Raw genomic sequence first — 24,751 nt, 5'->3', positions numbered from 1 at the left:
TGGATCCATCCCATTGCTAAAATAGCATAGAAAGAAATGGATAAGTTCCTGAACGGGAGTGTTGCATGGGAGCAAAGCGGATTGGGCTGTGGATACTAGCAAGCATGCTCCTGCTGGCCTCGCTTATTGCGATCAGTATTGGCCTCACATGGCGCTGGTTTCATCAAGAGCTCGCACGGGCTGGAGTTCATGATCTTGACTATGCCCAAATTCAAATCCGTCGGACCGAAGCCACCCTCAATAATCTATCGTTTTTGTATAAAGCCGAAGGTGAAGTTATTACCGTCCGTATGGAACAGGTTCAGATTCACTGGCGTTGGTTACGTCCGAATCGGCTTCCGCTTCCACAACCCATATCCGTTCATCTCAAGGCTCCAAATATAACGCTACCCTCTGCGTGGCTCACATCGAGTAATGGCGAACCTGTACTTTTACGTGATCAGGTTCCAGAAGCACTCCAACACTGGGATTCGCTCGCATTTTTACATCAAAACCCATTCGACCAGTGGCTTCCCGAACGCGTATCCGTCGACAATCTGACCCTGCATTTCACAGACGTTACGCAGGAACACCCCCTCGCGTTTTGTGTCAATGCGAATCGCGTGTGTCCACTGCGCGTGCGAGGTCGCGTCGAACGCCCTCGCAATGCTCGTTCTTTGCACCTGGAGATAGATTTTCCAGCACAATATCATCTACCCCGTATAGAGGGGCACCACAAACTCGCCTGGAACCCACGCCATGACAATGGGATGCTCCTCGAGTTGTCCAGTCACCTGGTATTTCCAGATTATGAGATGGAAACGCAATCCTTTGATGTTGGGGTTTCATACGAACCTTCAGGGCAGATTCACAGCCTGCATAGCTCCGGTGCCATCGCGAGCTCAATCGATTTTTTGCATGTGTTCCGACCTTCCCTTGCATCTGAGCTGCCCGCGTTCCTCGAGCCCTATTGGCTGCGTCATCAAGCACAGGCGACCGCGCAATTAGAATGGGATGTGCGAGCCGAGCTCGACCATGGCATACACCAGTGGCCGCAGGCGATATCTGGAACAACGGCACTTCTCCTCTCCGAAGTATTCGACGGACAGCTGACGTTGGTCGCAGGTCTTGAGCATGATGCGCATCCCGAACCGCATTTATTTGGCAACTTAATATTTAGCCAGTCTCAGCGAAGACTCTCAGACATCGACGTTCAAGCGTTACGCGCGCTCGAACCGCTTACGCTTGGCGCCGCTCAATGGCATCCTTCCGAGGGCACCACGCTGCCGCGTTCTCTCGGTTTTGAATGGAACCTGAACTGGTCCCCACCGACCGCGCAATGGAATGGTCAGCTCGCTTCCATTCATCAAGATGAAGTTATGCTTCATGTGCCTGACTACGCGGATGTTTCACTCTCACTGCTCGCCAATGCCCGTGTGGTTGATTCGACCTTCACCCAACTCGATCTCCAACTCGGTGGGCAGCTCTTTCCATATGAAAAATTACGAGAAAGCCTCATGCCAGTCGAGCTTCCATGGCGCTCGATTGAATGGCAGGTGAATGCAGCATCGGTCCAGGAAAGCACCAACATATTTACAGCGGACGCCTTGGTGGTCGAAGGTCAGTTTCATGCGCGAGCGGGTGATGCGGCATCGCAGACGGATGAGCCCGGAAGCTTCGCCCTCGATATGCCCTGGACGGTCGATATCTATCGCTCACATCAATCGGAATCAGATTGGCAAGTGGCGCTTCGTACGGCCGATTTTACGGGACGATTGGACCATCCAGAGCTGACACTTAATGAGAACTTGACCCTACAAAATGCCCGTTTAAACCTAGCAGGAAGTGTCCAGGCCAACGAGGCTCGCGCGCTGAATTGGGACTTCCAATTTACTCAACCTATCGTGCTGGTGGCCGACGCAATCATTCGCTCGGAGGATGCACGTTTAGAAACACAATTTCGCGCGAATGTTACCCCTTCTCGGGTGACCATAAGCGAGCACGGTCTCGTAAGTCACGGCAGTTTTCACCTCCACTTACCTCAAGTCGAGCATGAATACCTCTTACCTCAACGCTGGGACTGGCGAGGTCAATACGCATTCGACACAAGCGAAGGACCTTGGTCCATCTCCCAAGCAGAATTAACCAATCAAGCGGGATTGCGTGTTCGACATGAAGCGTCTGTCAATCAAGAACACCTGCGACTGAACTGGTCGCTGCAAGATATTTTTTTCCTGACTGGAAATCCCTTAGCGCGCTCCCTGGCCGATTGGCCTGAGCTTCTAACACTCCAACGCGGGCGAATGGGGATATCCGGCGAGTTGGAAATTGATTTGTCGACGTTTTCGCCAATACTCAGAACAGATCTTCAGTTCGCGAATGTTGTGGGCCTGTTCGATACAACAAGCTTTTCAGGTTTAAACGGCGTGCTGTCTGTCCATTACACGCCGGAAGAACTCGTATTAAGCACCGATAACCTTCGCGTTCTGCAAGTGCAACAAGGCATGGAGTTCGGACCTTTCTATTTCGTCGGTAATTATCAGATTTCAATTGACGACTTGACGACCATGCTGAATATGGAACCTTGGATGCCCATGGGTCAACTGACTGCACGCGAGAATGGTCTGAGTTTATTTGGCGGATCCGCTCGATTGCGCCCCGGAACCTATGATCTAGCCCAGCGGCCATTCGTTTTACCGATTGAACTGGATACGCTTGATCTGCAGCAATTGCTCACCCAGTATCCAGCCCCCGATCTCTCAGGAACGGGCTACTTTTCCGGAGTTCTGCCCCTACGATACGGCAGCCAAGGGTGGCGTATTGATGAAGGGCAGATTGCTGCGCTACCACCGGGTGGGGTTTTGAATTACCGGTCTGAACGCACCGCGGCCCTCGGTCAAGGAAATCAAGCAATGCGTCTTCTGACTGGAGCCCTTGAAAATTTCCATTACAATGTGCTCGATGGCAATGTCATCTATCATGATGATGGAACCTTGGAACTGAAACTCCGGTTGCACGGTCAAAATCCAGAGCAAAGAGATGGACGGCCCATTCACTTGAATCTCTCGTTAATTGAGAACTTACCCGCCTTAATTACCGGGCTCCAATTAACGAATCAAGTCAATGACATTATTCATCAACGGGTGCAGCAACGACTACTTGAACAACTGCGCCATAGCCCGCAAGGGCAAGGACGATAGTGAGGCACTATGCAAACTCTCAACGCGGCTCGCCACATACGGCGCTCCCTCGCTTTAGGCATCGGGGTGCTTGGATTGGGTTTCTTTACAACGGGATGTACCCCTACCGTGCAAGTAGCCACACCCGAGCCTATAACGATTAATTTAAATGTAAAAATAGAGCACGAGATTTATATTCGTGTCGCCCGGGAGCTCGACCAAATATTCAGTGAATCGAGCGGTTTGTTCTAAGGGAGACAAAGGATGAAAAAACAAATGAAACGCGCTATCTGCAGCCTCACCCTGCTCCTGCTGATCACCGGTACAACGTCGTTGATCGCAGAACCAGCCGCTGCCGGCCAACAGTCGCAAACCACGATTACCATGCAGGATGCTTCACACTTAATTCGCGAATACAAAGAGCGCGGTTTATTAGGTGAAACACAAACCGGCTATGTCGGTGTAGTTCGCGATGAAGAGCATGCAGTGGAAGTTGCCCGTCTTGTCAATGAAGTGCGGCGCGAGGAATTTGTGCGCCTCGCAGCGGAACATAATGTCTCCGTAATGGAAATTGAAGCCATGGCGGGCCAACGAAGCATTCATAACACCCGGTCAGGCCATTTCATTCAGATCGATGGTGAGTGGGTTCGCAAACCCTAAATCTGGGCACGCAAGAGACGGAATAGTGTGTCGACTATTCCGGCTTTAGTTTTTGCTCGTATCTTCTTTCCCTTTCACAAAATCATTTTGCATAAAAACATCGGTTAAAATCGCTTGTTCAATGAAGCTGCGTTGTGCTGATTTTACCGGAATTCGCACAATCAGGTGAATCTCACCGGCGCTTGGGACTTGCAGCGTCACGCGTGGATCAATGGAAGGAATATCCATGCCTTTATGATCACTCATTCGCTTCATGTAACGCCGAGCATCATCAAGATAAGGCGCGATATGCTTATTCGCCGCATCAAGCAATGCTTGTTTTGCGAGTTTCCAATTTTCCTCTCGCTTAAATGGAACCACAAAAACATGCAACACATAATCATGGGTGTAAGTTTCATTGACGAGTGGTTCAGAAACAAAGATCGCATTTGGGATGACCGTCATGCGGCCGGTCCGTTGGTGAGTTAACTTTCCGGGACCCACTTCAAGAATCGTCGTGGTCAGTAGGTTTTGATCAATGACGTCACCACGAAAATCTTTTATTTGAATTCGGTCGCCAATATTAAAACTCCGCCCCGCCGTTTTTACCATCGAGCCAATTAAGCAGAGGATGAGCTCTTTGGTCGCCACAACAAAGGCCACCGCAATTGCCACAATCGATAGTGCAAAGGTGCGAAGCTCATGAGCCCAAATCAAAATTAAGCCCAACACGAGCAGTAACAATAAACCATTACGACTTTGTACAAGCCAGCGCCGACGCATCTCGGAGGAATTCACGCTTTTACGAATGAAACGAGCAAGAAACGCGCGCAGGACAAGAACGATGATCAGCAGAAGGCCTGAACTCGCAAGCAGCCGAGCGGAACTCCCCGGGATTTGCACGTTTCGGATTATTTCGGTTAAAAATTCCATTCGTTTAGCCTTACCAAAACATCAAATAATGTAAGCGGACTCGAATTAATAGTCACAGACCGAACGCACTCCCGGCAATAAGCGAAAGTGCGTAAAAAAGTACTCAGGGATAGGGTGTGCTAGAGAACTGAAGGTCACACTGTCAGGCGCTACAGAACAGGTCGAGATCGGAAAAATTTGTGATTCAAAGTCAATCACATGGGCGTGAAGTTTCAGGGGATACTCATACGGGTTCTGAATTGAGACCATGGTCGCGACACCATCACCAATTTGACGCATAGACAGTCGCACGCGCGGTGCATCCGCATCGTCATCGGCATGCACCGAGATCGGTGTCAAGAAATTCCCCTCGCGCTCCATCGCCAAATAATAGGTTTCGCCTGGCATCAAGCTTACCGTGCCGTCGTGAATGGCGGGCCAAAAAAGCGGAAGCTCAATATCCAGTTCATCCTCCGGGAGCTTTAAATACAACTCAAAGTCTTCTCGACAGACGAGGTCCCAACACACCTCCTCTAACGCATTGTTGTCGCGATATGTGAGCAAGCGCTCCACCTTACTGACTCCATCAAAATGCTCATAGGGAGGGGTCGAAGCACAGCCAACCAGGAATAAAATCACGCAGGAGAGAGATAAAAAGTGTCGGAATGTCTGGAACATAGAAGACTCGGTCGCTCATGAAATAGACTGTAGTGATAACAAATTCAAAGCATTTGAACAAGAGATACTACACAAGGTAGGCTGAAAAAAAGCCCAGCATCTGGCTGGGCTTTCAGAGCAAATCTGATAATTTATCGGAGCTCTACAGGCGAACGCCGCCATCAATCTCAATAACCCGACCACTGAAAAAGTCGTTCTCGATAATAAAGCGCGCAGAATCGGCCACCTCGTTCGGCTGGCCCCAGCGGCGCAATGGAACCATCGAAAGTGCCCGTTCGATCGCTTCCGGCTTCATTTGAGCCGTCATCGGCGTTTCAATGAACCCCGGTGCAATTGCACCACAGCGAATTCCAAAACGACCCAACTCGCGAGCCCACGTAACCGTCATCGCAACGACACCCGCTTTCGTCGCGGCGTAATTGGTTTGACCGATATTTCCAGCGCGCGCAACGCTCGAAATGTTTATGATCACGCCCTTCCGATTACGTTTCGCCATCACCGCAGCGGCCTCACGGCCGCACAGAAATGTTCCTGTGAGATTGACATCAATAACCGATTGCCACTGCTGCAAGGGCATCTTATGGGTCACTTCCCCGTCCTTGCACTTGATCAACATCCCATCACGCAAGATCCCAGCATTGTTGATGAGCACATCAATGCCTTCAAATTCAGCATCAATAGCGGAAAATGCTGCTTCTACAGCCTTTTCATCGGTGACATTTACATTGTGGGTTGTGACCGCCTTGGCACCTTTTTGCAGACATGAAGATGCAGCTTCTTGCAGCATCTCATCATTCATATCGATCAGCACAAGCGTCGCACCACGCTGGGCAAAATCTTCTGCCATGGACCGACCGAGTCCCTGCGCACCGCCCGTGATTACAATTACAGAGGATTCAATTTGCATCGAAAATTAACCTTTTAAGATTTGTTTTGGAGCGTTTCAAAGAAGCGGAAAATACTTGAAAAATCGAGACTTCCGTTCCCTTGTTCACTGTGCTGTCGAAAGAGCTCCGCCGCCAGATTTCCCATGGGTGTTGCTGCATTCGAGTCCACTGCGTTTCCTTGCGCGAGTCCTAAGTCTTTAATCATCAGATCGACCAGAAACCCACCTTGGTAATCATTACTCGATGGAACGCCTTCCATCACTCCCGGGCAAGGGTTGTAGACTTCAAGTGTCCAGTTGCGCCCCGAGCTCTGCAACATGATATTTGATAGAACAGCAGGATCCAATCCATTCGCACGCCCGAGTTGAAGCGCCTCAGAGGTTCCCGCCATCAGCACAGCCAATAGCATGTTGTTGCAAATTTTGGCAACTTGCCCTGCACCATGTGCGCCCGCCTTGAACACGTTTTTCCCCATGTTCTCTAAAATTGGCCGCGCTTCTTCAATGTCAGCCCCTTCGCCACCACAGATGAAAGTGAGGGTGCCAGCCTTGGCACCACCGACACCACCCGATACCGGTGCATCAATAAAGCGCAAGCCCTTCTCGACAAGTTCTGCTGCCATCGAGCGTGCCGTATCAGCCGAAATCGTGCTCGAATCAATAACAAGCGCTCCTTTCGGGATGTCATCCGCAATTCCATGTTCACCCAGATAAAGCGCCTGTACATGCTTATCCGCAGGAAGCATCGAAATCACATACTCGGCGCCCTGCACTGCTTCTTGTGCAGTCGCGGCCGGACTCGCTCCCACAGCCTTCAGCCGTTGAAGTGCTTCTTGTGATAAATCAAAAACACGCACATCATGCCCGGCTTTCACAAGGTTGGTCGCCATGGGACCCCCCATGTTTCCCAATCCAATAAATCCAATCCGCGCCATGCTATTCTCCTTATCCTAAATCGTGCAATGGATGCACATCAGATTCCCAAGGCGGGGTAAACAATGCATCCAAATCATCCGTCGTGACGGCCTCTATAGTCGCATGAGACCAGGCTGGCTTGCGATCTTTGTCAATCAACAGTGCTCGAACCCCTTCTGCAAAATCGCCTTTCACTGCACAATTCACAGACAAGGTGAGTTCCAACCGAAATGCATCCGCAAGGCCAATATCCACCCCGTATTGCAGTTGTTGCCACACAATATGAGCGGTCAATGGACAACCATGAGCCAGTGTTTTCTGCGCACGTTGCAACAAGGGATCATCCGTCTCATGTTGTAAAAACTGTGCACAAACTGCCTCAATGGAAGAACCGTCCATAAGGCGGAGAATGGTTTCACGCCGTTCGCTCAGTTCTGCTTTGGGCAGGACGTCTGACGCCAATGCTCGTTGCTGCAAGGTATCGCTCAAGGTTGCTAAATTCAGGTCTGAATCATCACTCCAACTCGCATTGATCAACGCTTGTTTAGTTCCTTCGCGATCTGTACTCGCCAATGCAAAGTCGGCCATTCCCAGGTACAGAGCATCGGACGTATTGACTTGGGTCGCTGTCAATCCAAGAAACAAACCCATGTTATCCGGTAGTTGCCCGAGAAAATAAGTCGCACCGACATCCGGGTACAAACCGATGCTAATCTCTGGCATTGCAAGCCGCGCCGTTTCTGTTACGACCCGGTGGGATGCACCATTCATCAAACCCATGCCGCCCCCCATCACAAACCCGTTGGCCCATACCACCATGGGCTTTTCATAGGTTTGAATAAGGTAGTCGAGTCGATATTCTCGTTCGAAAAATCCGACAACTTCCGGCACTGCGGTGTTGGGCATAGCCTTCATCGCGTGATACATCGCGACAATATCGCCGCCCGCACAAAATGCTTTATCCCCCGCTCCCTCGAGCCAGACACACGCGATTGCGTCATCGGCCTGCCATTCGAGCAACTTAGGATACAGCAAATTGATCATATCAAGGCTCAGCGCATTCAATGAGCGCTCCGCGTTCAAGCAAGCCACACCAATCTTTTTTCCGCTCACGGTCTCGAGTTCCGAAAACAAAACGGCTTCCGGATTTTGGATCGCGTCTAAATCAACTTGTTGAGATTGCGTCATGCTCATTCCTTTTCTGTCGCATTCACTTACAAAAGCTCAGCGGCACCATCCGCAAGCAGACGACGGGCGATAATCAAGCGCATGATTTCATTGGTTCCTTCCAAAATTTGGTGAACCCGAACATCACGCACATGCCTTTCCAGCGGGTATTCTTTGATGTAGCCATAGCCACCGTGAATTTGCAGCGCTTCGTTACACACTTGAAAGCCGATATCTGTCGCGAAACGTTTCGCCATCGCGCAATATGCCGTTTTATCGCTGTCATTTTGATCAACTTTAAACGCAGCTAGACGCACCATTTGACGCGCCGCGACGAGTTCAGTTGCCATATCCGCGAGCTTAAACTGCAGTGCTTGGAAGGCTGCTAACGGCTTGCCAAATTGACTCCGCTCATGCATGTAGTCGCGCGCGGTATTCAAAGCCGCTTGGGCGGTGCCCACAGAACATACAGCGATATTAATACGACCACCATCGAGCCCCATCATAGCGAATTTAAATCCTTCGCCCTCGGCGCCCAATAAGTGGTTAGCAGGAATACGCACATCTTCAAAGGTGACCAAGCGAGTAGGCTGAGCATTCCAACCCATTTTCTCTTCCGCTTTTCCATAGCTGATACCCGCAGCATCGGCAGGAACGACGAAAGCGGAAATCCCACTCGCACCTTCACCACCGGTCCGCGCCATCACCACCAGTACATCGGTCGACCCTGCACCAGAAATAAACATTTTCGAGCCATTCAGGACATAATCATCGCCGTCTTTCTTGGCGCTCGTCCGCAAACTAGCAGCATCGGAACCCGAGCCGGGTTCTGTCAAGCAATAGGAACCCAGCTTTTCGCCAGCCACGAGGTCTGGAACCCACGCATCCATGATCTCACGTTGCGCGAATGAACCGATCATCCAAGTCACCATGTTGTGAATCGTCATCATGGCCGTCGTTGCGGTGCAACCCATCGCCAACTGTTCAAAGATAAGCGCCGCATCCAGGCGACTCATCCCGAAACCACCGGCATCCTCAGGGGTATACATGCCCATAAAACCCATCTCGCCGGCTTTACGGAAGACTTCAAGCGGGAAATGGTGTTCCGCATCCCACTGACCCGCATAAGGTGCCATTTCCTTTTCCGCAAACGCACGCGCAGTATCGACAAAAGCTTGTTGATCGTCTGTTAAGTTGAAGTTCACGCGAAATTCTCCTCGATTACTGCAGCTTGATTGTCATGTTAGGACCTGTATCAATATCGGTTTCAGGCCAACGGGCGGTAATGGTTTTGGTTTCACTGTAAAAACGGATCGCCTGCTTTCCGTAAGCGTGCAAATCACCGAAGAACGAATTCTTCCAACCAGTGAACGAGAAGAAAGGCAATGGAACAGGGATTGGGATATTGATACCCACCTGACCGACTTCAACCTCATGCTGATATTTACGCGCCGCAGCACCATTTGTGGTGAAAATAGAGGTTCCGTTTCCAAACGGATTGCTATTTACGAGTTCGAGCGCTTCTTCGAGTGTGTCCACTTCTACAGCACACAGCACCGGACCAAATATCTCTTGTTGATAGATGCTCATCTCTTTGGTGACTTTGCTAAAGAACGTCGGCCCCACCCAGTTTCCATTCGGGAATCCGTCCACTTCGCAATTCGTGCCGTCCACGAGACACTCCGCGCCTTCTTCTTTTCCTTTCTGAATCATATCAAGAACGCGTTGCTTGGCCTGTGGGCTGATCAACGGGCCATAGGCTGCCTTTGGATCATCCCAAGCACCTGGCTTGACCTTGGCCAACTCACTCGCCAATTCAGGAATCCACTCTTTTGACTGGCCGACGAATACCGCAACAGAGATTGCCATACAACGTTGGCCCGCAGCACCCACGGACGCACCTACCAAGTTATTGATGACCATTTGCTTATTCGCATCTGGCATAATGACACTGTGGTTTTTGGCACCTGCAAACGCTTGGACTCGCTTCAAATGCTCTGTACCTGTCCGATAGATGTATTGTCCGACTGGGACTGAGCCAACGAAAGATATCGCTTTGATATCTTGGTGTTTTAGAAGAATATCCACTTGGGCTTTGCTACCGTGAATCACTTGCAACACCCCTTTCGGCGCGCCTGCTTCCTCAAAAAGCTCCGCGAGACGCATGGGCGTAAGCGGATCCTGCTCAGACGGCTTCAGCACGAACGTATTTCCGCAGGCAATAGCCATCGGGAACATCCATAATGGAATCATTGCAGGGAAGTTAAAGGGGGTGATTCCCGTGCAAACGCCTAAGGGTTGGATATAGCTATAGGTGTCGATACCCCGTGCGACATTCTCAGCGGTTTCACCCATCATGAGTGCAGGGATATTCGCGGCTTGTTCAACGACTTCAATCCCACGCCATACGTCGCCTTTGGCATCTTCAAAGGTCTTACCCGTCTCTTTGGCAAGAATGGTCGCGAGCTCGTCGTGATGCTCTTTGAGAAGCGCTTGATAGCGCATCATCACACGAGCGCGCTCTGGAACTGGCGTATCTCTCCATGTTTCAAAGGTTTTTTTCGCGTGTGCAATCGCCCGCTCAACTTCAGCATCCGTCGCACACGGAGCCTCGGCGATGACCTCTTGGGTCGCCGGATTTGTGACAGGGATATACTGGGTCGTTTGCGATTCTACAAATTCACCTTCGATAAACAACTTGACCTTCAAACCTTGTGTCGTACTCATGATATCCTCGCTCGAGCGCATGCCTGATGCGCTCAGATGTAAAAATTTTGTTCGGTTTTTACCTGTTCAGCATTAGAACAAAACCGCGCGCACTTTAGAATCGATAAAATTGCCTGTATGATGGACAATATTGCTATTTACGATGAAGACCCTAATTGATGAGTCAACCGTCTGATTGGCCCCTTCCCGCGGGAAGTTCGCGCCTCTTGCTGCCCCATAATATTACCCGACAGCTTGCTCAGCATCCATTGAGCAGCCAACTATACCCTGTGGCCTATGGGCACTATCTTGAAGCACGTGATCATCGAGTTCGTCGTTCTACACATACGGATCACTTGCTGATTTTTTGTCATGCAGGACGGGGTTTTTATCGAACCGAACAGCACCGAGGCACAATCACCGCAGGAGAAGTCCTATTTCTCCCAAAAGGTGTCGCCCATAGCTACCATAGTGACCCTGAACAACCATGGAGTATCTATTGGACCCATTTTGCCGGAGAACATTCCCAACAATTCATGGACTATATTGGGATTCAACGACACACCGGGCGCCCTCCGGTGCTTACCTTGCGTCGTTGGCAAGCACTACTGCCCGATGTCACTGAGTTGTTAAACTTACAACATCAGCGACTTACCTTCGAGCGCGCGATGCTTGCTGCTGCCCTCTTGCGTAAACTCCTCGCCCAGCTTCCGCTGTTGGTGCGCGATCCAGATAAGCTAGAATCTGGGTTTAATCTCACCGCACTTGATCGATTTATGCGAGATAATAGCCATCGGCAACTTGAATTGGATGACTTTGCTGCGTTTACTGGGCTTTCCCGCTATTATTTTAGTAAGCGATTTAGAGAGCTCACGGGCCTTCCCCCCATCCGATACTTTAACGAGATGAAGATGCAAGCTGCGAGAAAGATGCTCGAAGAAACAGAACAGAGCGTACGTCAAATAGCTTTGAGTTTCGGCTTTGACGATCCGTATTATTTCTCGCGGCTTTTCAAAAAGGTGATTGGAATGGCGCCTCAACGTTATCGCGAAGCAGCGGAAGACCGTCAAGATTCTCACGAGGAGCGAACACACGATGGCCGCTGATCAAATTGAACTTTTCGAGCTGCCGAACCCGTGCATCGGTGTTTGTGAATCCGGGCCTCGTGGGTATTGTCGTGGCTGCCTCCGTTCGCGCGATGAACGGTTTAACTGGCACGAGAAGCCCGAAGCAGAGCGAGCGCGAATCTTACGACTATTAGCGGATCGTCAAAAGCGTCGTGCTGCATTTCTTCGTCAACAATCTGCAGCAGAGAAAGAGGAACAGGAAAGTTCGGGACAGCTTGATTTATTAAAGTAGCCGTCCCGAGATGACAACAGGCCGGCGCATTGAGCACCGGCCAGCGCTTTAATCATCGCCACTCATTTTAGCCCACGAGTCACGGAGTCCAACCGTTCGGTTGAACACAAGCGTCTGGTTCGTGGCATCCTTATTATCGAGGCAAAAGTATCCCGTGCGTTCAAACTGAAAGCCTTGCTCCGGCTTAGCCTGGGCCAATGAAGGTTCTACGAAGCCGTGCTTCACGATTAACGACTCAGGATTGATCACGTCATCAAGGGTTTCCGCAGTCGCCGGATTTGGGACATTGAACAAGCGGTCATACAATCGAACTTCTGCAGGTAACGCATGCGCTGCAGAAACCCAATGAATTACGCCTTTTACCTTACGGCCATCCGCGGGATCTTTCCCAAGGGTATCCGGATCATACTGACAGAAAATGGTTGTGATATTGCCATCCGCGTCTTTCTCAACGCGCTCGGCTTTAATCACATACGCATTACGCAAACGAACTTCCTTGCCAAGCACGAGACGCTTAAATTTCTTATTTGCCTCCTCTTTGAAGTCCTCACGCTCGATGTATATTTCACCGCTAAATGGAACCTCACGAACGCCAAGGTCTTCTCGATTTGGATGATTTGGGGCCGTAAGAACTTCACTTGCTCCGCTCGGGTAGTTTTCAATCACCACTTTGACTGGATCCAACACAGCCATCGCACGGGGCGCATTTTCATTGAGGTCGTCCCGAATACAGGATTCCAGAAGCCCCATTTCGACCATGTTATCCATTTTGGTCACACCGATCCGATGTGCAAACTCCCGTAACGAGGCAGGTGTATAGCCACGGCGGCGCAAACCTGCAATCGTCGGCATACGCGGATCATCCCAACCAGATACATGCCCTTCCGTCACCAACAAGTTTAATTTCCGTTTACTCATCACCGTATATTCTAGGTTGAGACGCGAAAATTCGATCTGCTGTGGATGACATGGAATTGTGATGTTATCCAAAATCCAGTCATACAAACGACGATTGTCTTGAAACTCAAGCGTACATAGCGAGTGTGTAATTCCTTCGAGGGCATCGGAAATACAGTGCGTAAAATCGTACATCGGATAAACACACCACGCATCGCCGGTTTGATGGTGATGAACATGGCGAATTCGATAAATCACTGGATCACGCATACACATGAACGGGGACGCCATGTCAATTTTGGCACGTAACGAACAATGTCCCTCGGGATAGTCTCCCGCGGTCATCTTCGCAAACTCCGCAAGGTTGGTGGCCACATCAGTATCCCGATATGGGCTATTCACGCCCGGTTCAGTGAGGGTTCCACGCATCGCACGGATATCGTCCTGCGCACTGAAATCTACATACGCGAGCCCCTTTTCGATAAGTTCTATCGCAAAGCCATGCAATGCATCGAAATAGTCCGACGAATAGCGTTCTTTTCCTTCCCACTCGTATCCGAGCCAACGAACATCTTCTTTAATCGCGCTGACGTACTCTTGACTCTCTTTTAACGGGTTCGTGTCATCGAAGCGCAAGTTGCAAGTACCCTGATAATCATCCGCGATACCAAAATTGAGCACGATCGATTTCGCATGGCCAATGTGCAAATAGCCATTCGGCTCAGGTGGAAACCGCGTGTGAACGCTTTGGTGTTTACCGGATTCAAGATCTTGATCGATAATCTTGCGAATAAAGTTGGTCGGACGCGAGGCGCTTTCGGCCATGAACATGCTCTCCGTAAATTCGTTGCGACTGCAAAATGGCCGCTATGATCGCAATAATATGCGTTGCTTACAAGCCGAAAAAGCGAAGATAGCGTCGCATTTGTTGTTGCGCTGCCGCCAGATGAATCGGCTGGAATCGAATGACGGCTCCAGGCGCACATTGCGCAAGCTTAAAGCCATCTAATGGAAGGATATTACCCAGCTTTGGATACCCACCGAGTGATTGACGGTCATCGAGCATAATAATCGGCTGACCGTTCGGAGGAACTTGAACCGCACCGTAACTCACGCCTTCCGATAAAAACTCTCCCGCAGGAACTGGAAGTGCTTTACCTTGCAGGCGCGCCCCCTGCCGATTGCTCTGATGATCGAGTTTGAATTCCTGATTCCACAGTTGCTGCCACGTGCCCTTGCTGAACTCATGTTGCTGATAGCCAGGTATGAGATGTAACGTGATCTGTTGGCTTATTTGCGGCAGATAGCGCTGTGGAATTTGCCGTGCAATCCCTTCACTTGTCAGATGCTTACAAGGCAGGTAATCCCCTTCTCGAACAGCTTCCCCGTGTCCATTCACGCCGCCTAACTTATCCCGCGCAACGGTTGCCCGACTTCCAAGCACCGGCTCCGTCTGGAATCCACCAGAAACCGCTAGGTAAGCACGAAAACCATATCGAGGTGTTCCAAACTTCAGACGATCCCCTTGCCGAACCCAGAAGCTGCGCCATGGAGCCTGTGGCTCACCGTTGATGGTTAAATTCAAGTCACCGCCCGTGACCGCCACCATGGTCTGTGATTGCGCCTCAACTTCAAATCCACCGGCAGTAATTTCGAGCACTGCCGCGCTCGGTTCATTATCCAGTAGTCGATTTGCCCAATAGGCTGATTGCGCATCCAAGGGTCCGCCACGAGATACCCCCAAATGCTGATATCCCAAGCGCCCTATATCTTGAATGAGCGTAAGGATTCCCCCTTTGAGAACACGAAATCCTGTCATTCTGGCTTCTCCCCATGATGCTTACTCCATAACGCCTCGAACTCATCGTACTCGATGCCGTAGAATCGGATACGATCACCCACTTGTACCGGGGTCATTGGGGTGCTTTGGGGATCGAACCAACGAAACGGACTCCGGCCAATCAAATGCCACCCACCGGGAGAATCGTCGGGATAGACCGCTGTTTGCGCCCCTGCAATACCAACGGAGCCTGCAGGTACGTGCGTCCGTGGTTCTGCGAGACGTGGGATTTGCAGTGGCTTAGGTACTTCGCCAAGGTAAGCAAAACCGGGGGCAAAGCCTAGCGCATAGACTTGATAAATAGGGTCGGTGTGGCACTTAATGATGTCATCCTCGGACATTCCGGTTGCTTCGGAAATTGCCTGTAGATCCGGTGCAACCCGCCGGTCGTAACAAACAGGCACTTGAATCAGCGACTCGTTTTTTTCAGGATCACCAGACCATGGAGTGCACGCCCACGGCGTCGCATCGCTTAATTGTGTCAACGCCTGTTCTAAGTCAAAAATACGAACGAGTCGTGGTTCATAGTACACCAACAAGGTGGTGTAAGCGGGAACGACTTCAAGAACCACAGATGAAAGATCCGACAAAATAGTCTCGCGGAGCTGGGCCAGAAAATCAGGCAAACAGGGATTCATGGTCCGTCCGAACTGCATTAAAAGTGCATCAACGCCCGCTGCTGTGAACGTCAGTTCTGGTCGCTCCAATAATGCTTCTGGTCCATCCTTCATATTCCTTCTCCTGCAGAGGTTCGAAGCGCATCAAGCGCTGTCCGGATCTGCTTCACGGCATCCAAAGCGCTCGGTGTGTCGCCATGGACACACAAGGTGTCAGCGGACAGTGCTATCGTATGACCTGAATAGGTAGTGACCGTACCGAACTGGGCAATTTGTAGCGCCTGAGCCACAATTTGTGCGGGCTCCAGAAGCACGGCCCCCGGCTCCCGCCGCGAACGCAGTCGACCGTCATCTTCATAGGTGCGGTCAGCAAAAGCTTCGAATCGTAATTCCACCCCATATTTGGCTGCTTGCTCTTGCCAATGCGACGGATTCTGCTGCGCTAAAATAACCAGCGGAAGGGTCGCATCAAAGTCCGCGATGGCACGCACGACACCCCGAAAAGTTGCATCTTGGATGAGGAGATCATGATAAAGCGCGCCATGAGGTTTCACGTATCGCAGCGCGACACCCTGTGCCCGACAAAATGCTGACAAAGCGCCTACTTGGTAAAGCACATTGCTGTAGACCTCTTGCTCACTCAATGCCATCGAGCGACGTCCGAATCCTTCGAGGTCTGGGTAGGCGGGATGGGCACCAATTGCAACATCATGAGCCTTCGCAAGGGCGATGGTCTTTTCCATGGTCAGCGGATCGCCTGCGTGAAATCCACAGGCGATATTGGCTTCGTCGATAAAGGCCATCACCGCTGCGTCGTCACCCATTGACCAGGCGCCGAAGCTTTCACCTAAATCGCAATTAAGTTGCACCATCATTTACTTCCGTTTGGTATTTTGCCCGGAGGTTCTCCGTGCTTTTGGATTCTGTTTACCATCTTGAATTTTAAGCGAGAAACGCACTTGCATGGCGAAAAAGGCAAAAATACCGAGCCCAAGCATCGCGAGCCACATCGTAGGCCATGCCAAATACCACAGGCGATGTTCAAAATAGATTGCGAACGTTCCGACCATGCCAAACGTCATCAGCGCCGTGCTCAACCAGACCCCCCATTCTGAATAATTCTGAATACGATCCCATCGGAGCAAACCCGCTATGGTTCCCAAAATAATTCCCCACGCCACCGGCGTAAAGATTGCATACCAACTCAGGCCGGTGTGCATGATTAAACGTAACAAGTCTTGAGGGTCCGACAAAAGAAAAATCAATCCCACGGGCGCGGTAACAAGCGCAATGACACGCTGAATACTCGGTCGATTCGGGTTACTCGGAGAGTCAGGTTGTTGCATACAGATTTCCGCTTAAAATCGAATTGTCATGGCTGCATGATGCCAGATGCCAAATTTGAAAGAAACCAGACCAATGTCGTAATGATGCAACTGAAAATTCGAGCATTCTATTTTACATCGCCCCTTATTTACGCCATCGTAGTTATTCTGGACCGCTTATCTGTGCGAGAAAACACCCATGACGAACTACGATAAAGACTGCGCCTGTGCTCCACGTGAGACCCAAGGACGCCACCTGCACTCCAAAACCAGTGAACTAACCCCCGAGATGCGCGTGGCACGCATCCTTCCACAGAAGCAACAGCGAATGATTGGCCCGTTTTGCTTTCTAGACCACTTTGGGCCGACAGCCCCAGATAAAACGCTCGAGTTCGATGTTCCACCCCACCCGCATATTGGACTACAAACACTCTCCTGGTTATGGTCGGGCTCCATTCTTCATCTTGATAGTTTAGGGTATGAACAGTGGTTACGTCCCGGTGAAGTCAATCTTATGACGGCTGGGAAAGGGATCTCTCATGCAGAGCTCATACCTGCGGGTCGCCAAAGCGCAGATGCACTGCACGGTGTTCAACTTTGGCTTGCCCTTCCCCCAGAGGAAATGGACTGCGAGCCCGCCTTTGAGCACGTAAATCAATTACCATCGATCACCTTTGGTGATTTTCATGGACAGCTTATCCTTGGTGAGTTAGGTGATCGCTTGTCATCAGTCCCCACGCGCTCACCTGCGGTGGCCTTTGATCTGCTGTATGAAAGTGACGCTCCGGGACACGCCGATATTCAACTGAATCCGGATTTCGAATATCTGTTTTACGTTGCCAGTGGTGAGATCATTATCGAAGGACACGATGGTACGATCGGAATGCATGAAGGTTATGTCGTTGGACCGGGCCGCGAAAACATTGTTCTAACCGGTCAAGGACGCTTACTGATCGTCGGCGGAACACCGTTCCCCGAGCCTGTCAAAATGTTTTGGAACTTTGTGGCTATGGATAACGAATCCTTAAAGCAAGCTGCGCAGGAATGGAATGCGCATCACGAGAAGTTCGGTTCAGTTGAAAGTTATCGCCAATATGGCGATGGTCCTGCGCGCCTGACCAGTCCGACATGGGATTAATCGCAAAAGCGCTACGTTGAAATATAATTGTCACATTGCCTTGCTAGGGTCACGGACGCAATCATCCCTTTACCGAGTGAGGCACCTTTCATGCGTCCAGAATCCAACAAAAGCACCATGTGGCGCCACGACGTCCCCCGGATCGATAATTCAGGTATCGATCCGCAAACGAATTATAGTGGCAATCGTGATTTCTACGATGTCGTCAATGTAAATCTTAGCCGGCGTCGATTCTTACAAGCTTCCTTAGGTGGGGCCTCGCTTGCGCTCTTGAGTGCATGTGCGAGCTCTTATAACCCCCTCAATCTCGGCGAGCAGTCCCTCGCATTCTCAGCGATCCCGATTAGTCACGCGGATAACGTCACGGTACCTGACGGCTACCGCGCGCAGGCATTTCTCCCTGAAGGATCGCCACTGTTACCGAATGCTCCTGAATATAAAGCCGATGGGACCAATACGGGGAATGATCAGTTGGCGCAGGTCGGCGCCCACCACGATGGAATGCATTTCTTTCCGCTCGATGCGCGAACCACGGGGCTGAATTCAGACGAAGGCTTATTGGTGATGAACCATGAATACGTGGATCCGAACTTCCTGCATGCACATGGCCCCACTCCACCGCCTCGACCCGCCGATGAGGTGCACAAAGAAATGGCCGCGCATGGCGTCTCCATTGCGCATATCAAAAAAACCGGAGCAACCTGGCAGCTGCAACAACAAAGCCCTTTGAATCGGCGGATCACCGGCTACACACCGATGAAGTTTAGCGGCCCTGCCGCTGGACATGAGAAACTCATAACAAAATACAGTCCGGAAGGGAACGCGGCGCGTGGCACCTTGAATAACTGTGCACATGGGTACACGCCCTGGGGAACCTACCTGACCTGCGAGGAAAACTGGGCTCGATACTTTGTGAATCGCGACTCACAGCCTAAAGAGCATACACGCTATGGCGTCGGGACAACGCATGGACGGTACTACTGGGAGACGGCATCGGACGCCGCTGATGAGCATCGCCGCTTTGACGCAACTCCGCGCGGAGCGTCTGCTCACGAGGACTATCGCAATGAACCGAACACCTTTGGTTGGATTGTCGAAATTGACCCGTTCAATCCACGCCATGTTCCAGTGAAACACACGGCACTTGGACGCTTTGCGCACGAAGGCGTGGTGTTTGCCCCTCCAGTCGAAGGGGAGCCTCTGGTCGCCTATTCGGGCGATGACTCTCGCTTTGAATATATTTATAAATTCGTTTCGTCGCGGCCCTATTATCGAGCGAATGCGGGCTCTCATCTGCTGACTGAAGGAACCCTCTATGTCGCCCGCTTCAATGAGCAAGGACGCGGCGAGTGGCTCCCCCTTACCCTTGAAAACTTAGAACTACAAAAACGTGCGATGGAACAAGGGATTGTGTTCGAAGACCTAGGCGATCTTCTCATTAATACGCGACTAGCTGCGGATCTTGCGGGGGCAACGCCCATGGACCGTCCTGAATGGGGCGCAGTGCATCCAGATACAGGGGAAGTCTATTTCACGCTCACCAACAACACGCGACGGACTGCTGGACAAGTTGACCCAGCGAACCCGCGAGCAGAAAACTACGCAGGCCATATCATTCGTTGGCGAGAACAGGGAGAACAAGCAAGCACTGCGTTTGTCTGGGATATTTTTTTATTTGGTGGCGCTCCGGGAACCTACACGCCTGCGACATCAATTCAGCTTTCCGACGACAATCACCATGCGTGTGCCGATGGGCTGTGGTTTGATTCGGCCGGACTTCTCTGGATCCAAACTGACATGAGTGGCGCAATTCAGGGCGGTCCGGTCTATGGCAACAATGGAATGCTCGTGGCGGATCCAAACCGCCGGCTGGTAAAACGCTTTTTAACGGGACCCGTAGGATGTGAAATCACCGGTGTGGTCACCACACCGGATCGGAAAACCATGTTCATCAACGTCCAACACCCCGGGGAAGGTTCAACCATTGAGGCGCCATCGAGTCATTGGCCCGGAAACTTCGGCTCACGGCCGCGATCCGCCACCGTCATCATTACCCGCGAAGACGGCGGCGTGATTGGCACTTAATGGCCGTTGCGCAGCGTTCTGCGAAGAAAGTACTCCAAGCGATCATTTACATAATCTGGCTGCTCGAGGTGCGGTGTATGACCCGCACCATCGATCGTAAGGAACTTCACTACATTTGCATCCGTAAGCACCCCTTCATGCTGTCCGTATGGAACAATGGTGTCGCGCGTTCCCCAAATTAACATCACGGGTAAATCGTATTCCTTGGTCGCACGATAGCGACTCGGATGATCTTCGGTGGTGAAAGCATAAAATGAGGATGTAAGCGCTTGGGTAAAGCCACGGAAGCGCATTTGCGCATCATAGGCTGCTTGCATCTCAGAGCGCTGCTCAGGACGCAGATATTCGGCTTCCAGGCTGCTCCGTAATCCCGGGACGTAGAATCCAGAGATCATGTAATACCCGATCCGCTCAGGCATCGGAGGCGGTTGAAGTGGCTGGTGAAGAGGCGCTATGAGTGCGACAGCTTGTACTCGCTCCGGATGAAGGGCCGCTGTATGCATGGTCACCGCCCCACCCATTGAGAGCCCAACAAGCTGCACCTTATCTTGAATTTCGAGCGCATCAAGAAGCTCAATCAACTGATTCACAAACACCGCATGATTGTATTGTACCCGCGGGCGATCAGAATAGCCGCGTCCATACAGGTCGTAACGAATCACCCGAAATCCGGCGTCTGCCAGCGCCTCAAACGTATCCCCCCAAACTACCCCCGGAATGCTAAACCCGTGCACGAGCACCACCACAGCACCTTCATCGGGACCGGCAATCTCATAATGTGTATAGCCTTGCGATAACCGAACAAAATGTCCAGGGGCTGCAGTGCGATGAGTCTCACTTAAGGTGACAGACTCATCAAAATGACGAAAGTGGTTATAAAAAACGAAAACGAGTACCACCAGCAGGAGCAAGGCAAGGGTCAATCCAATCCATTTTAAAGTCTTCATGCGGAGTTCTCACAAATAAGATATGCAGCGATTAGTCTGGAAGACGAATCATCCCGTCGAGATAATCGACCGCTTTACCAACGAGAAGTACGCGTTCAGCAGCGTGCGTTTCTTCATTTACTTCGACCATACATTGTAATTGTCCACCCCGCGCTGAGAGTTGCTTTGCACGAAGGTTGTGTTTATTCAGACGCTCCGCCCAATACGGGGCAAGCTCACAATGAGCTGAACCGGTGACCGGATCTTCATTAACACGAAGTTTGGGGAAGAAGCACCGGCTCACGAAATCGACGTCTTCGCCCGGCGCGGTCACTAACACACCGCGCCCGTCCAATTCCGAAAGTGTTTGAAAATCAGGGTTCAACTCACGAACCTCTTTTTCGGACCCAAGAACGACCACATAATCATAAGCGGCCAATACCTGTTCAGGTGCAACACCGAGTCCCACCATGAGCGCCTGTGGAGGATCAACAGGAAGCGGAATCGATGCGGGAAAATCCATCTGATACCCTTCCGAAACACGTTTTACGCGAAGTTCTCCACTGCGCGTGTAAAAGGTAACTTCAGGTTTTTCGTATGCGAGTCGTGCAAAAAGGACATGGGCGGTCGCCAAGGTAGCATGACCGCATAGATCAACTTCCGCTTTCGGGGTAAACCAACGCAAGCGAAAGCCTGCACCTTCAGGCACGAAAAACGCAGTCTCCGAAAGATTGTTTTCCTCGGCAATTGCTTGCAATAAAGTATCTTCAGGCCATCCACCTAAGGGGCACACTGCGGCAGGATTTCCACCAAATGGACGTTCGGTAAATGCATCCACCTGATACAGCTTAATATCCATCATTGCCTCCTTCGTTAACCGTTCCATCAACACCAGTGCTTGCGGATTAGCCGAGCTTTAGTGTCGTTTTCAGCGGGAGTCGCTTTAGTAAGAACGCCACCAATGTCCACGGCCAACCTGGGACGTAAGCATGAACGCGCTCTTTTTCTATCGCACGAACCATACTCCGCACACCGGGCACGGTATCACACATAAACGGCGTATTCTTCACCTTCTCATTGATTTCAGAGCGAATAAAGCCCGGCAGGATGCAGCTCGTTTTTATCGGACTGTTGGTCCGAATGAGCTCAGCCCGTATCCCCTCGGTTAAATTTACGAGCGCAGCTTTACTCGAGGCATAGGATGTCATCGCTCGAGGCATGCCGCGTAATGCACTGATCGATGCAATAGTCACGAGATGCCCAGATTTTTGCGCATGGAAGATTTCCAAAGCTGCCTCACATTGCGCCAACGCCGCGATATAGTTGGTTTCTGCCGTCAACTTGTTGTATTTAAATAGACCTGTTCCAAGCGGTCCACCCTTCCCCATCCCGGCATTCACGATCACCCGATCAATGGTTCCAAACGCTGCTTTAAACTCATTAAAAACGCGAAAGACTGCCTCATGATCGTTGACATCTAACTCCTTTAAAATGACGTTAACATCCGGATGCTTTGCTTCGATCTCCGCCTTCAATGCTTCAAGTCGTTCGGTCCGGCGGGCGCACAAACCGAGATTTCGCCCCATAGCCGCAAATTGCCGAGCCATTTCTTCTCCAAGACCTGAGCTTGCTCCCGTAATTACTATATTCTTGCGCATTCTAAATTCCCTTCACTATTCCTGATGCACTCACTCAACGATACGTGAGCAAATGCTGGTGGCGGCCACTGACGTGGCTGTGTTCGTTTAGGCTCAAAAGTTTTCGATGTGGGCCTGTGTTTCGCTGCGAACGACAGAGAAAACGTGAAATCCCACTATTCACTAACTGAGCGTTGATTTTCATCATGTGTTCTGAAGGCAGTCCTAAACTAGCAGACGCCGACAGAGAAATCGGACCGCCGGACGTCAACACCAAAATCCGTGACGCATCGAAGCGCGCCTGAAGTTGGGACCACGCCCGTTCGACCCGTGCAACAAATGCGCTCCAGGATTCCTCGTAGTCCGCATCATGCTCGTCGTTTTGCCACCGTTCTACCGACTGCATAAAGAGCGCTAGAACGCTATCTCCATCAATCAATGGCGTACCATCTGTCGCAAACAAGGAACGAAGTTCCGGTTGCGCTTTACCAAGTGCACGCATCACCGCGCGGTGATCGAATTCATTCCATGCAGCATCCACAACAACATCCGTTGCCCCACCGGATGTACCATATCCTGTCATCAATGCATCCAGCGACTGCGCGTGACGCCGTAAGGTTCCGCGGACAAAAACATCAACATGTTCATCACGCTCCCTGAGCTGAGCACCCAGATGTTCTAACTGTTGATACCCTAAATCCGAAAGCTGATCGTAGTCAGCGGCGCCAAATGACGCTTGCCCATGGCGAACTAAGCTTACGAGCGGCATCAGCGACCCCGCCTCTGAGTCCGTCCGTTGCGACGGATGAGACGCCAGCAACGCCAATGCAAGTAATTGACAATTATCCAGAAATTCTTGAACTGAGGATTGCGAGTCTGTTTGTGATGGTATCGATAGTAGATTTGCTGCGCAATGACGGACAAACGAAACAGACCGAACACCTCATAAAAAGTCATATCAACATCACCGAGATTCATTTTCTCGCAATAGTACGCAATCACTTCTTCTCGCGTGAACATTCCTGGCAGGTGGGTGGGTTGACGCCGGGTGGCACGAGCGAGTCGGTCGTCATCTGCTTGAACCCAGTACGCTAACATATTCCCAAGCTCCATGAGAGGATCACCGATAGTCGCAAGCTCCCAATCAAGCACGGCGAGAATCTCGGTCGGGTTATCCGGGTTCAAGACCAAGTTATCAAAACGAAAATCGTTATGGGTTATACACAAGTTTTCTTGTCTCGGCTGGTGCTCGCGGAGCCATCGCTTAATCTGTTTAGCGTGCGTCACATTCCACGTTTTTGCTTGATCATAGCGGCGGATCCAGCCCTCAACTTGTCGCTCAATGTAACCGGAGCCTTTGCCTAAGCTGTCCAACCCAGCTTCAACATAATTCACTTGATGCAAGGCAATAAGCTGGTCAAGCATTTCGGTACAAAGTGTGCGAACTTGTTCGCTTGATAACTGAAGATCACCCGGGAGATTCTTGCGAGGAATGATGCCCTCGATTCGCTCCATGACGTAAAAATCTGTTCCTATGATCGATGTATCACTGCAATACCCCACCATGGTAGGAACAGTTGGGTAAAACCGCTTCAACATCAGCTGAATATCGTGTTCTCGCTGCATATTATGCGCGGATTTTGCTTTTGTTCCCGCCGGCGGACGACGTAAAATAAGGTCTGCATTGGCGTACTTTAAACGGTACGTCCAATTCGATGCGCCCCCTAGAAACTGTGTAACTTCAGGCTCTCCCTCAAGCTCAGGACGTTTTCGTAATAACCACTCAGTGACCGCCTGAACATCAAAACGCTCTTCCGGCCGGACCTCGACGCCCCGGTCAATCACCGTTGAATGCGTGCTCGGCAT

The 24,751-nt window shown here is 51.0% G+C and carries 24 protein-coding genes; 7 read left to right on the top strand and 17 right to left on the bottom strand.

Annotated features, from left to right (window positions below; all coding sequences use genetic code 11):
* Window positions 1-65: 65 nt before the first annotated feature.
* Genes CWE11_RS00295 through CWE11_RS00285 form a run of 3 tightly spaced genes read left to right on the top strand, consistent with a single transcriptional unit; the run spans window position 66 to window position 3,818 of the window.
* A complete protein-coding gene (locus CWE11_RS00295; RefSeq protein WP_126775605.1) occupies window positions 66-3,179 on the top strand; it encodes an intermembrane phospholipid transport protein YdbH family protein in 3,114 nt (1,037 codons plus the stop codon).
* Between the two features lie 9 nt (window positions 3,180-3,188).
* Window positions 3,189-3,410 carry a YnbE family lipoprotein gene (locus tag CWE11_RS00290; protein ID WP_126775604.1) on the top strand — a complete coding sequence of 74 codons (222 nt, stop codon included), beginning with the start codon at window positions 3,189-3,191 and terminating at the stop codon, window positions 3,408-3,410.
* Between the two features lie 12 nt (window positions 3,411-3,422).
* Window positions 3,423-3,818 carry a DUF1318 domain-containing protein gene (locus tag CWE11_RS00285; RefSeq protein ID WP_126775603.1) on the top strand — a complete coding sequence of 132 codons (396 nt, stop codon included), beginning with the start codon at window positions 3,423-3,425 and terminating at the stop codon, window positions 3,816-3,818.
* A gap of 45 nt (window positions 3,819-3,863) precedes the next feature.
* On the opposite strand, the gene CWE11_RS00280 is transcribed toward CWE11_RS00285, so the two are convergent.
* From CWE11_RS00280 to CWE11_RS00250, 7 genes are all read right to left on the bottom strand, one after another.
* The gene (locus tag CWE11_RS00280) at window positions 3,864-4,730 is read right to left on the bottom strand and encodes a mechanosensitive ion channel domain-containing protein (protein ID WP_126775602.1); all 867 of its coding nucleotides are present in this window, start codon (window positions 4,728-4,730) and stop codon (window positions 3,864-3,866) included.
* 45 nt (window positions 4,731-4,775) lie between these two features.
* Complete coding sequence (locus CWE11_RS00275) at window positions 4,776-5,387, bottom strand: hypothetical protein (protein WP_126775601.1); 612 nt, start codon at window positions 5,385-5,387, stop codon at window positions 4,776-4,778.
* Window positions 5,388-5,529: 142 nt separating this feature from the next.
* Window positions 5,530-6,294: an SDR family oxidoreductase gene (locus CWE11_RS00270; RefSeq protein WP_126775600.1), complete on the bottom strand. Its 765-nt coding sequence runs from the start codon at window positions 6,292-6,294 to the stop codon at window positions 5,530-5,532.
* A gap of 14 nt (window positions 6,295-6,308) precedes the next feature.
* Window positions 6,309-7,208 (bottom strand): 3-hydroxyisobutyrate dehydrogenase, encoded by a 900-nt coding sequence (gene mmsB, locus CWE11_RS00265; protein ID WP_126775599.1) that lies wholly within the window; start codon window positions 7,206-7,208, stop codon window positions 6,309-6,311.
* A gap of 10 nt (window positions 7,209-7,218) precedes the next feature.
* Entirely contained in the window at window positions 7,219-8,376 is a 1,158-nt protein-coding gene (locus CWE11_RS00260; protein WP_126775598.1) for an enoyl-CoA hydratase/isomerase family protein, read from the bottom strand.
* A gap of 26 nt (window positions 8,377-8,402) precedes the next feature.
* Window positions 8,403-9,560 carry an acyl-CoA dehydrogenase family protein gene (locus CWE11_RS00255; RefSeq protein ID WP_126775597.1) on the bottom strand — a complete coding sequence of 386 codons (1,158 nt, stop codon included), beginning with the start codon at window positions 9,558-9,560 and terminating at the stop codon, window positions 8,403-8,405.
* Between the two features lie 16 nt (window positions 9,561-9,576).
* A complete protein-coding gene (locus CWE11_RS00250; RefSeq protein ID WP_126775596.1) occupies window positions 9,577-11,082 on the bottom strand; it encodes a CoA-acylating methylmalonate-semialdehyde dehydrogenase in 1,506 nt (501 codons plus the stop codon).
* A gap of 158 nt (window positions 11,083-11,240) precedes the next feature.
* Between CWE11_RS00250 and CWE11_RS00245 the strand changes: the two genes are divergently transcribed.
* Both CWE11_RS00245 and CWE11_RS00240 read left to right on the top strand, forming a co-directional pair.
* On the top strand, window positions 11,241-12,167 hold the full coding sequence (locus CWE11_RS00245) for a helix-turn-helix transcriptional regulator (protein ID WP_126775595.1): 927 nt from the start codon (window positions 11,241-11,243) through the stop codon (window positions 12,165-12,167).
* Window positions 12,157-12,420, top strand: a complete 264-nt coding sequence (locus CWE11_RS00240) for a DUF1289 domain-containing protein (RefSeq protein ID WP_126775594.1) — start codon at window positions 12,157-12,159, stop codon at window positions 12,418-12,420. The genes CWE11_RS00245 and CWE11_RS00240 overlap by 11 nt, the downstream gene beginning before the upstream one ends.
* 48 nt (window positions 12,421-12,468) lie before the next feature.
* On the opposite strand, the gene glnS is transcribed toward CWE11_RS00240, so the two are convergent.
* The 5 genes from glnS to CWE11_RS00215 all read right to left on the bottom strand — a co-directional run bounded on the left by glnS (window position 12,469) and on the right by CWE11_RS00215 (window position 17,120).
* A complete protein-coding gene (gene glnS, locus CWE11_RS00235) occupies window positions 12,469-14,142 on the bottom strand; it encodes a glutamine--tRNA ligase (protein ID WP_126775593.1) in 1,674 nt (557 codons plus the stop codon).
* Between the two features lie 67 nt (window positions 14,143-14,209).
* A complete protein-coding gene (locus tag CWE11_RS00230) occupies window positions 14,210-15,136 on the bottom strand; it encodes a 5-oxoprolinase subunit C family protein (RefSeq protein WP_126775592.1) in 927 nt (308 codons plus the stop codon).
* A complete protein-coding gene (pxpB, locus tag CWE11_RS00225) occupies window positions 15,133-15,888 on the bottom strand; it encodes a 5-oxoprolinase subunit PxpB (protein ID WP_126775591.1) in 756 nt (251 codons plus the stop codon). The genes CWE11_RS00230 and pxpB overlap by 4 nt, the downstream gene beginning before the upstream one ends.
* Window positions 15,885-16,649 carry a 5-oxoprolinase subunit PxpA gene (locus CWE11_RS00220; protein ID WP_420808377.1) on the bottom strand — a complete coding sequence of 255 codons (765 nt, stop codon included), beginning with the start codon at window positions 16,647-16,649 and terminating at the stop codon, window positions 15,885-15,887. Before CWE11_RS00220 ends, pxpB begins: the two co-directional genes overlap by 4 nt.
* The gene (locus CWE11_RS00215; RefSeq protein WP_126775590.1) at window positions 16,650-17,120 is read right to left on the bottom strand and encodes a hypothetical protein; all 471 of its coding nucleotides are present in this window, start codon (window positions 17,118-17,120) and stop codon (window positions 16,650-16,652) included. It abuts the gene before it with no gap.
* Between the two features lie 178 nt (window positions 17,121-17,298).
* Here CWE11_RS00215 and CWE11_RS00210 point away from each other — a divergent pair, with 178 nt between their 5' ends.
* Window positions 17,299-18,237, top strand: a complete 939-nt coding sequence (locus tag CWE11_RS00210) for a pirin family protein (RefSeq protein ID WP_126775589.1) — start codon at window positions 17,299-17,301, stop codon at window positions 18,235-18,237.
* Window positions 18,238-18,327: 90 nt separating this feature from the next.
* Window positions 18,328-20,322: a PhoX family protein gene (locus tag CWE11_RS00205; RefSeq protein WP_241971680.1), complete on the top strand. Its 1,995-nt coding sequence runs from the start codon at window positions 18,328-18,330 to the stop codon at window positions 20,320-20,322.
* On the opposite strand, the gene CWE11_RS00200 is transcribed toward CWE11_RS00205, so the two are convergent.
* The 5 genes from CWE11_RS00200 to CWE11_RS00180 are packed head-to-tail and all read right to left on the bottom strand — an operon-like array spanning window position 20,319 to window position 24,751.
* The gene (locus CWE11_RS00200) at window positions 20,319-21,269 is read right to left on the bottom strand and encodes an alpha/beta fold hydrolase (protein WP_126775588.1); all 951 of its coding nucleotides are present in this window, start codon (window positions 21,267-21,269) and stop codon (window positions 20,319-20,321) included. The two genes, CWE11_RS00205 and CWE11_RS00200, sit on opposite strands and share 4 nt — an antisense overlap.
* 31 nt (window positions 21,270-21,300) lie before the next feature.
* On the bottom strand, window positions 21,301-22,107 hold the full coding sequence (locus tag CWE11_RS00195; RefSeq protein ID WP_126775969.1) for a PhzF family phenazine biosynthesis protein: 807 nt from the start codon (window positions 22,105-22,107) through the stop codon (window positions 21,301-21,303).
* A gap of 46 nt (window positions 22,108-22,153) precedes the next feature.
* Window positions 22,154-22,906: an SDR family oxidoreductase gene (locus tag CWE11_RS00190; RefSeq protein ID WP_126775587.1), complete on the bottom strand. Its 753-nt coding sequence runs from the start codon at window positions 22,904-22,906 to the stop codon at window positions 22,154-22,156.
* A 34-nt stretch (window positions 22,907-22,940) separates the two neighbouring features.
* Window positions 22,941-23,654: a histidine phosphatase family protein gene (locus CWE11_RS00185; protein ID WP_126775586.1), complete on the bottom strand. Its 714-nt coding sequence runs from the start codon at window positions 23,652-23,654 to the stop codon at window positions 22,941-22,943.
* Window positions 23,654-24,751, bottom strand: a complete 1,098-nt coding sequence (locus CWE11_RS00180; RefSeq protein ID WP_126775585.1) for a phosphotransferase family protein — start codon at window positions 24,749-24,751, stop codon at window positions 23,654-23,656. The genes CWE11_RS00185 and CWE11_RS00180 overlap by 1 nt, the downstream gene beginning before the upstream one ends.

The organism is Aliidiomarina sanyensis (assembly GCF_003987175.1).
Classification (GTDB): domain Bacteria; phylum Pseudomonadota; class Gammaproteobacteria; order Enterobacterales; family Alteromonadaceae; genus Aliidiomarina; species Aliidiomarina sanyensis.
The sequence above is the reverse complement of the archived record's forward strand: the minus strand, read 5'-3'. Positions and strand labels throughout refer to the sequence as shown.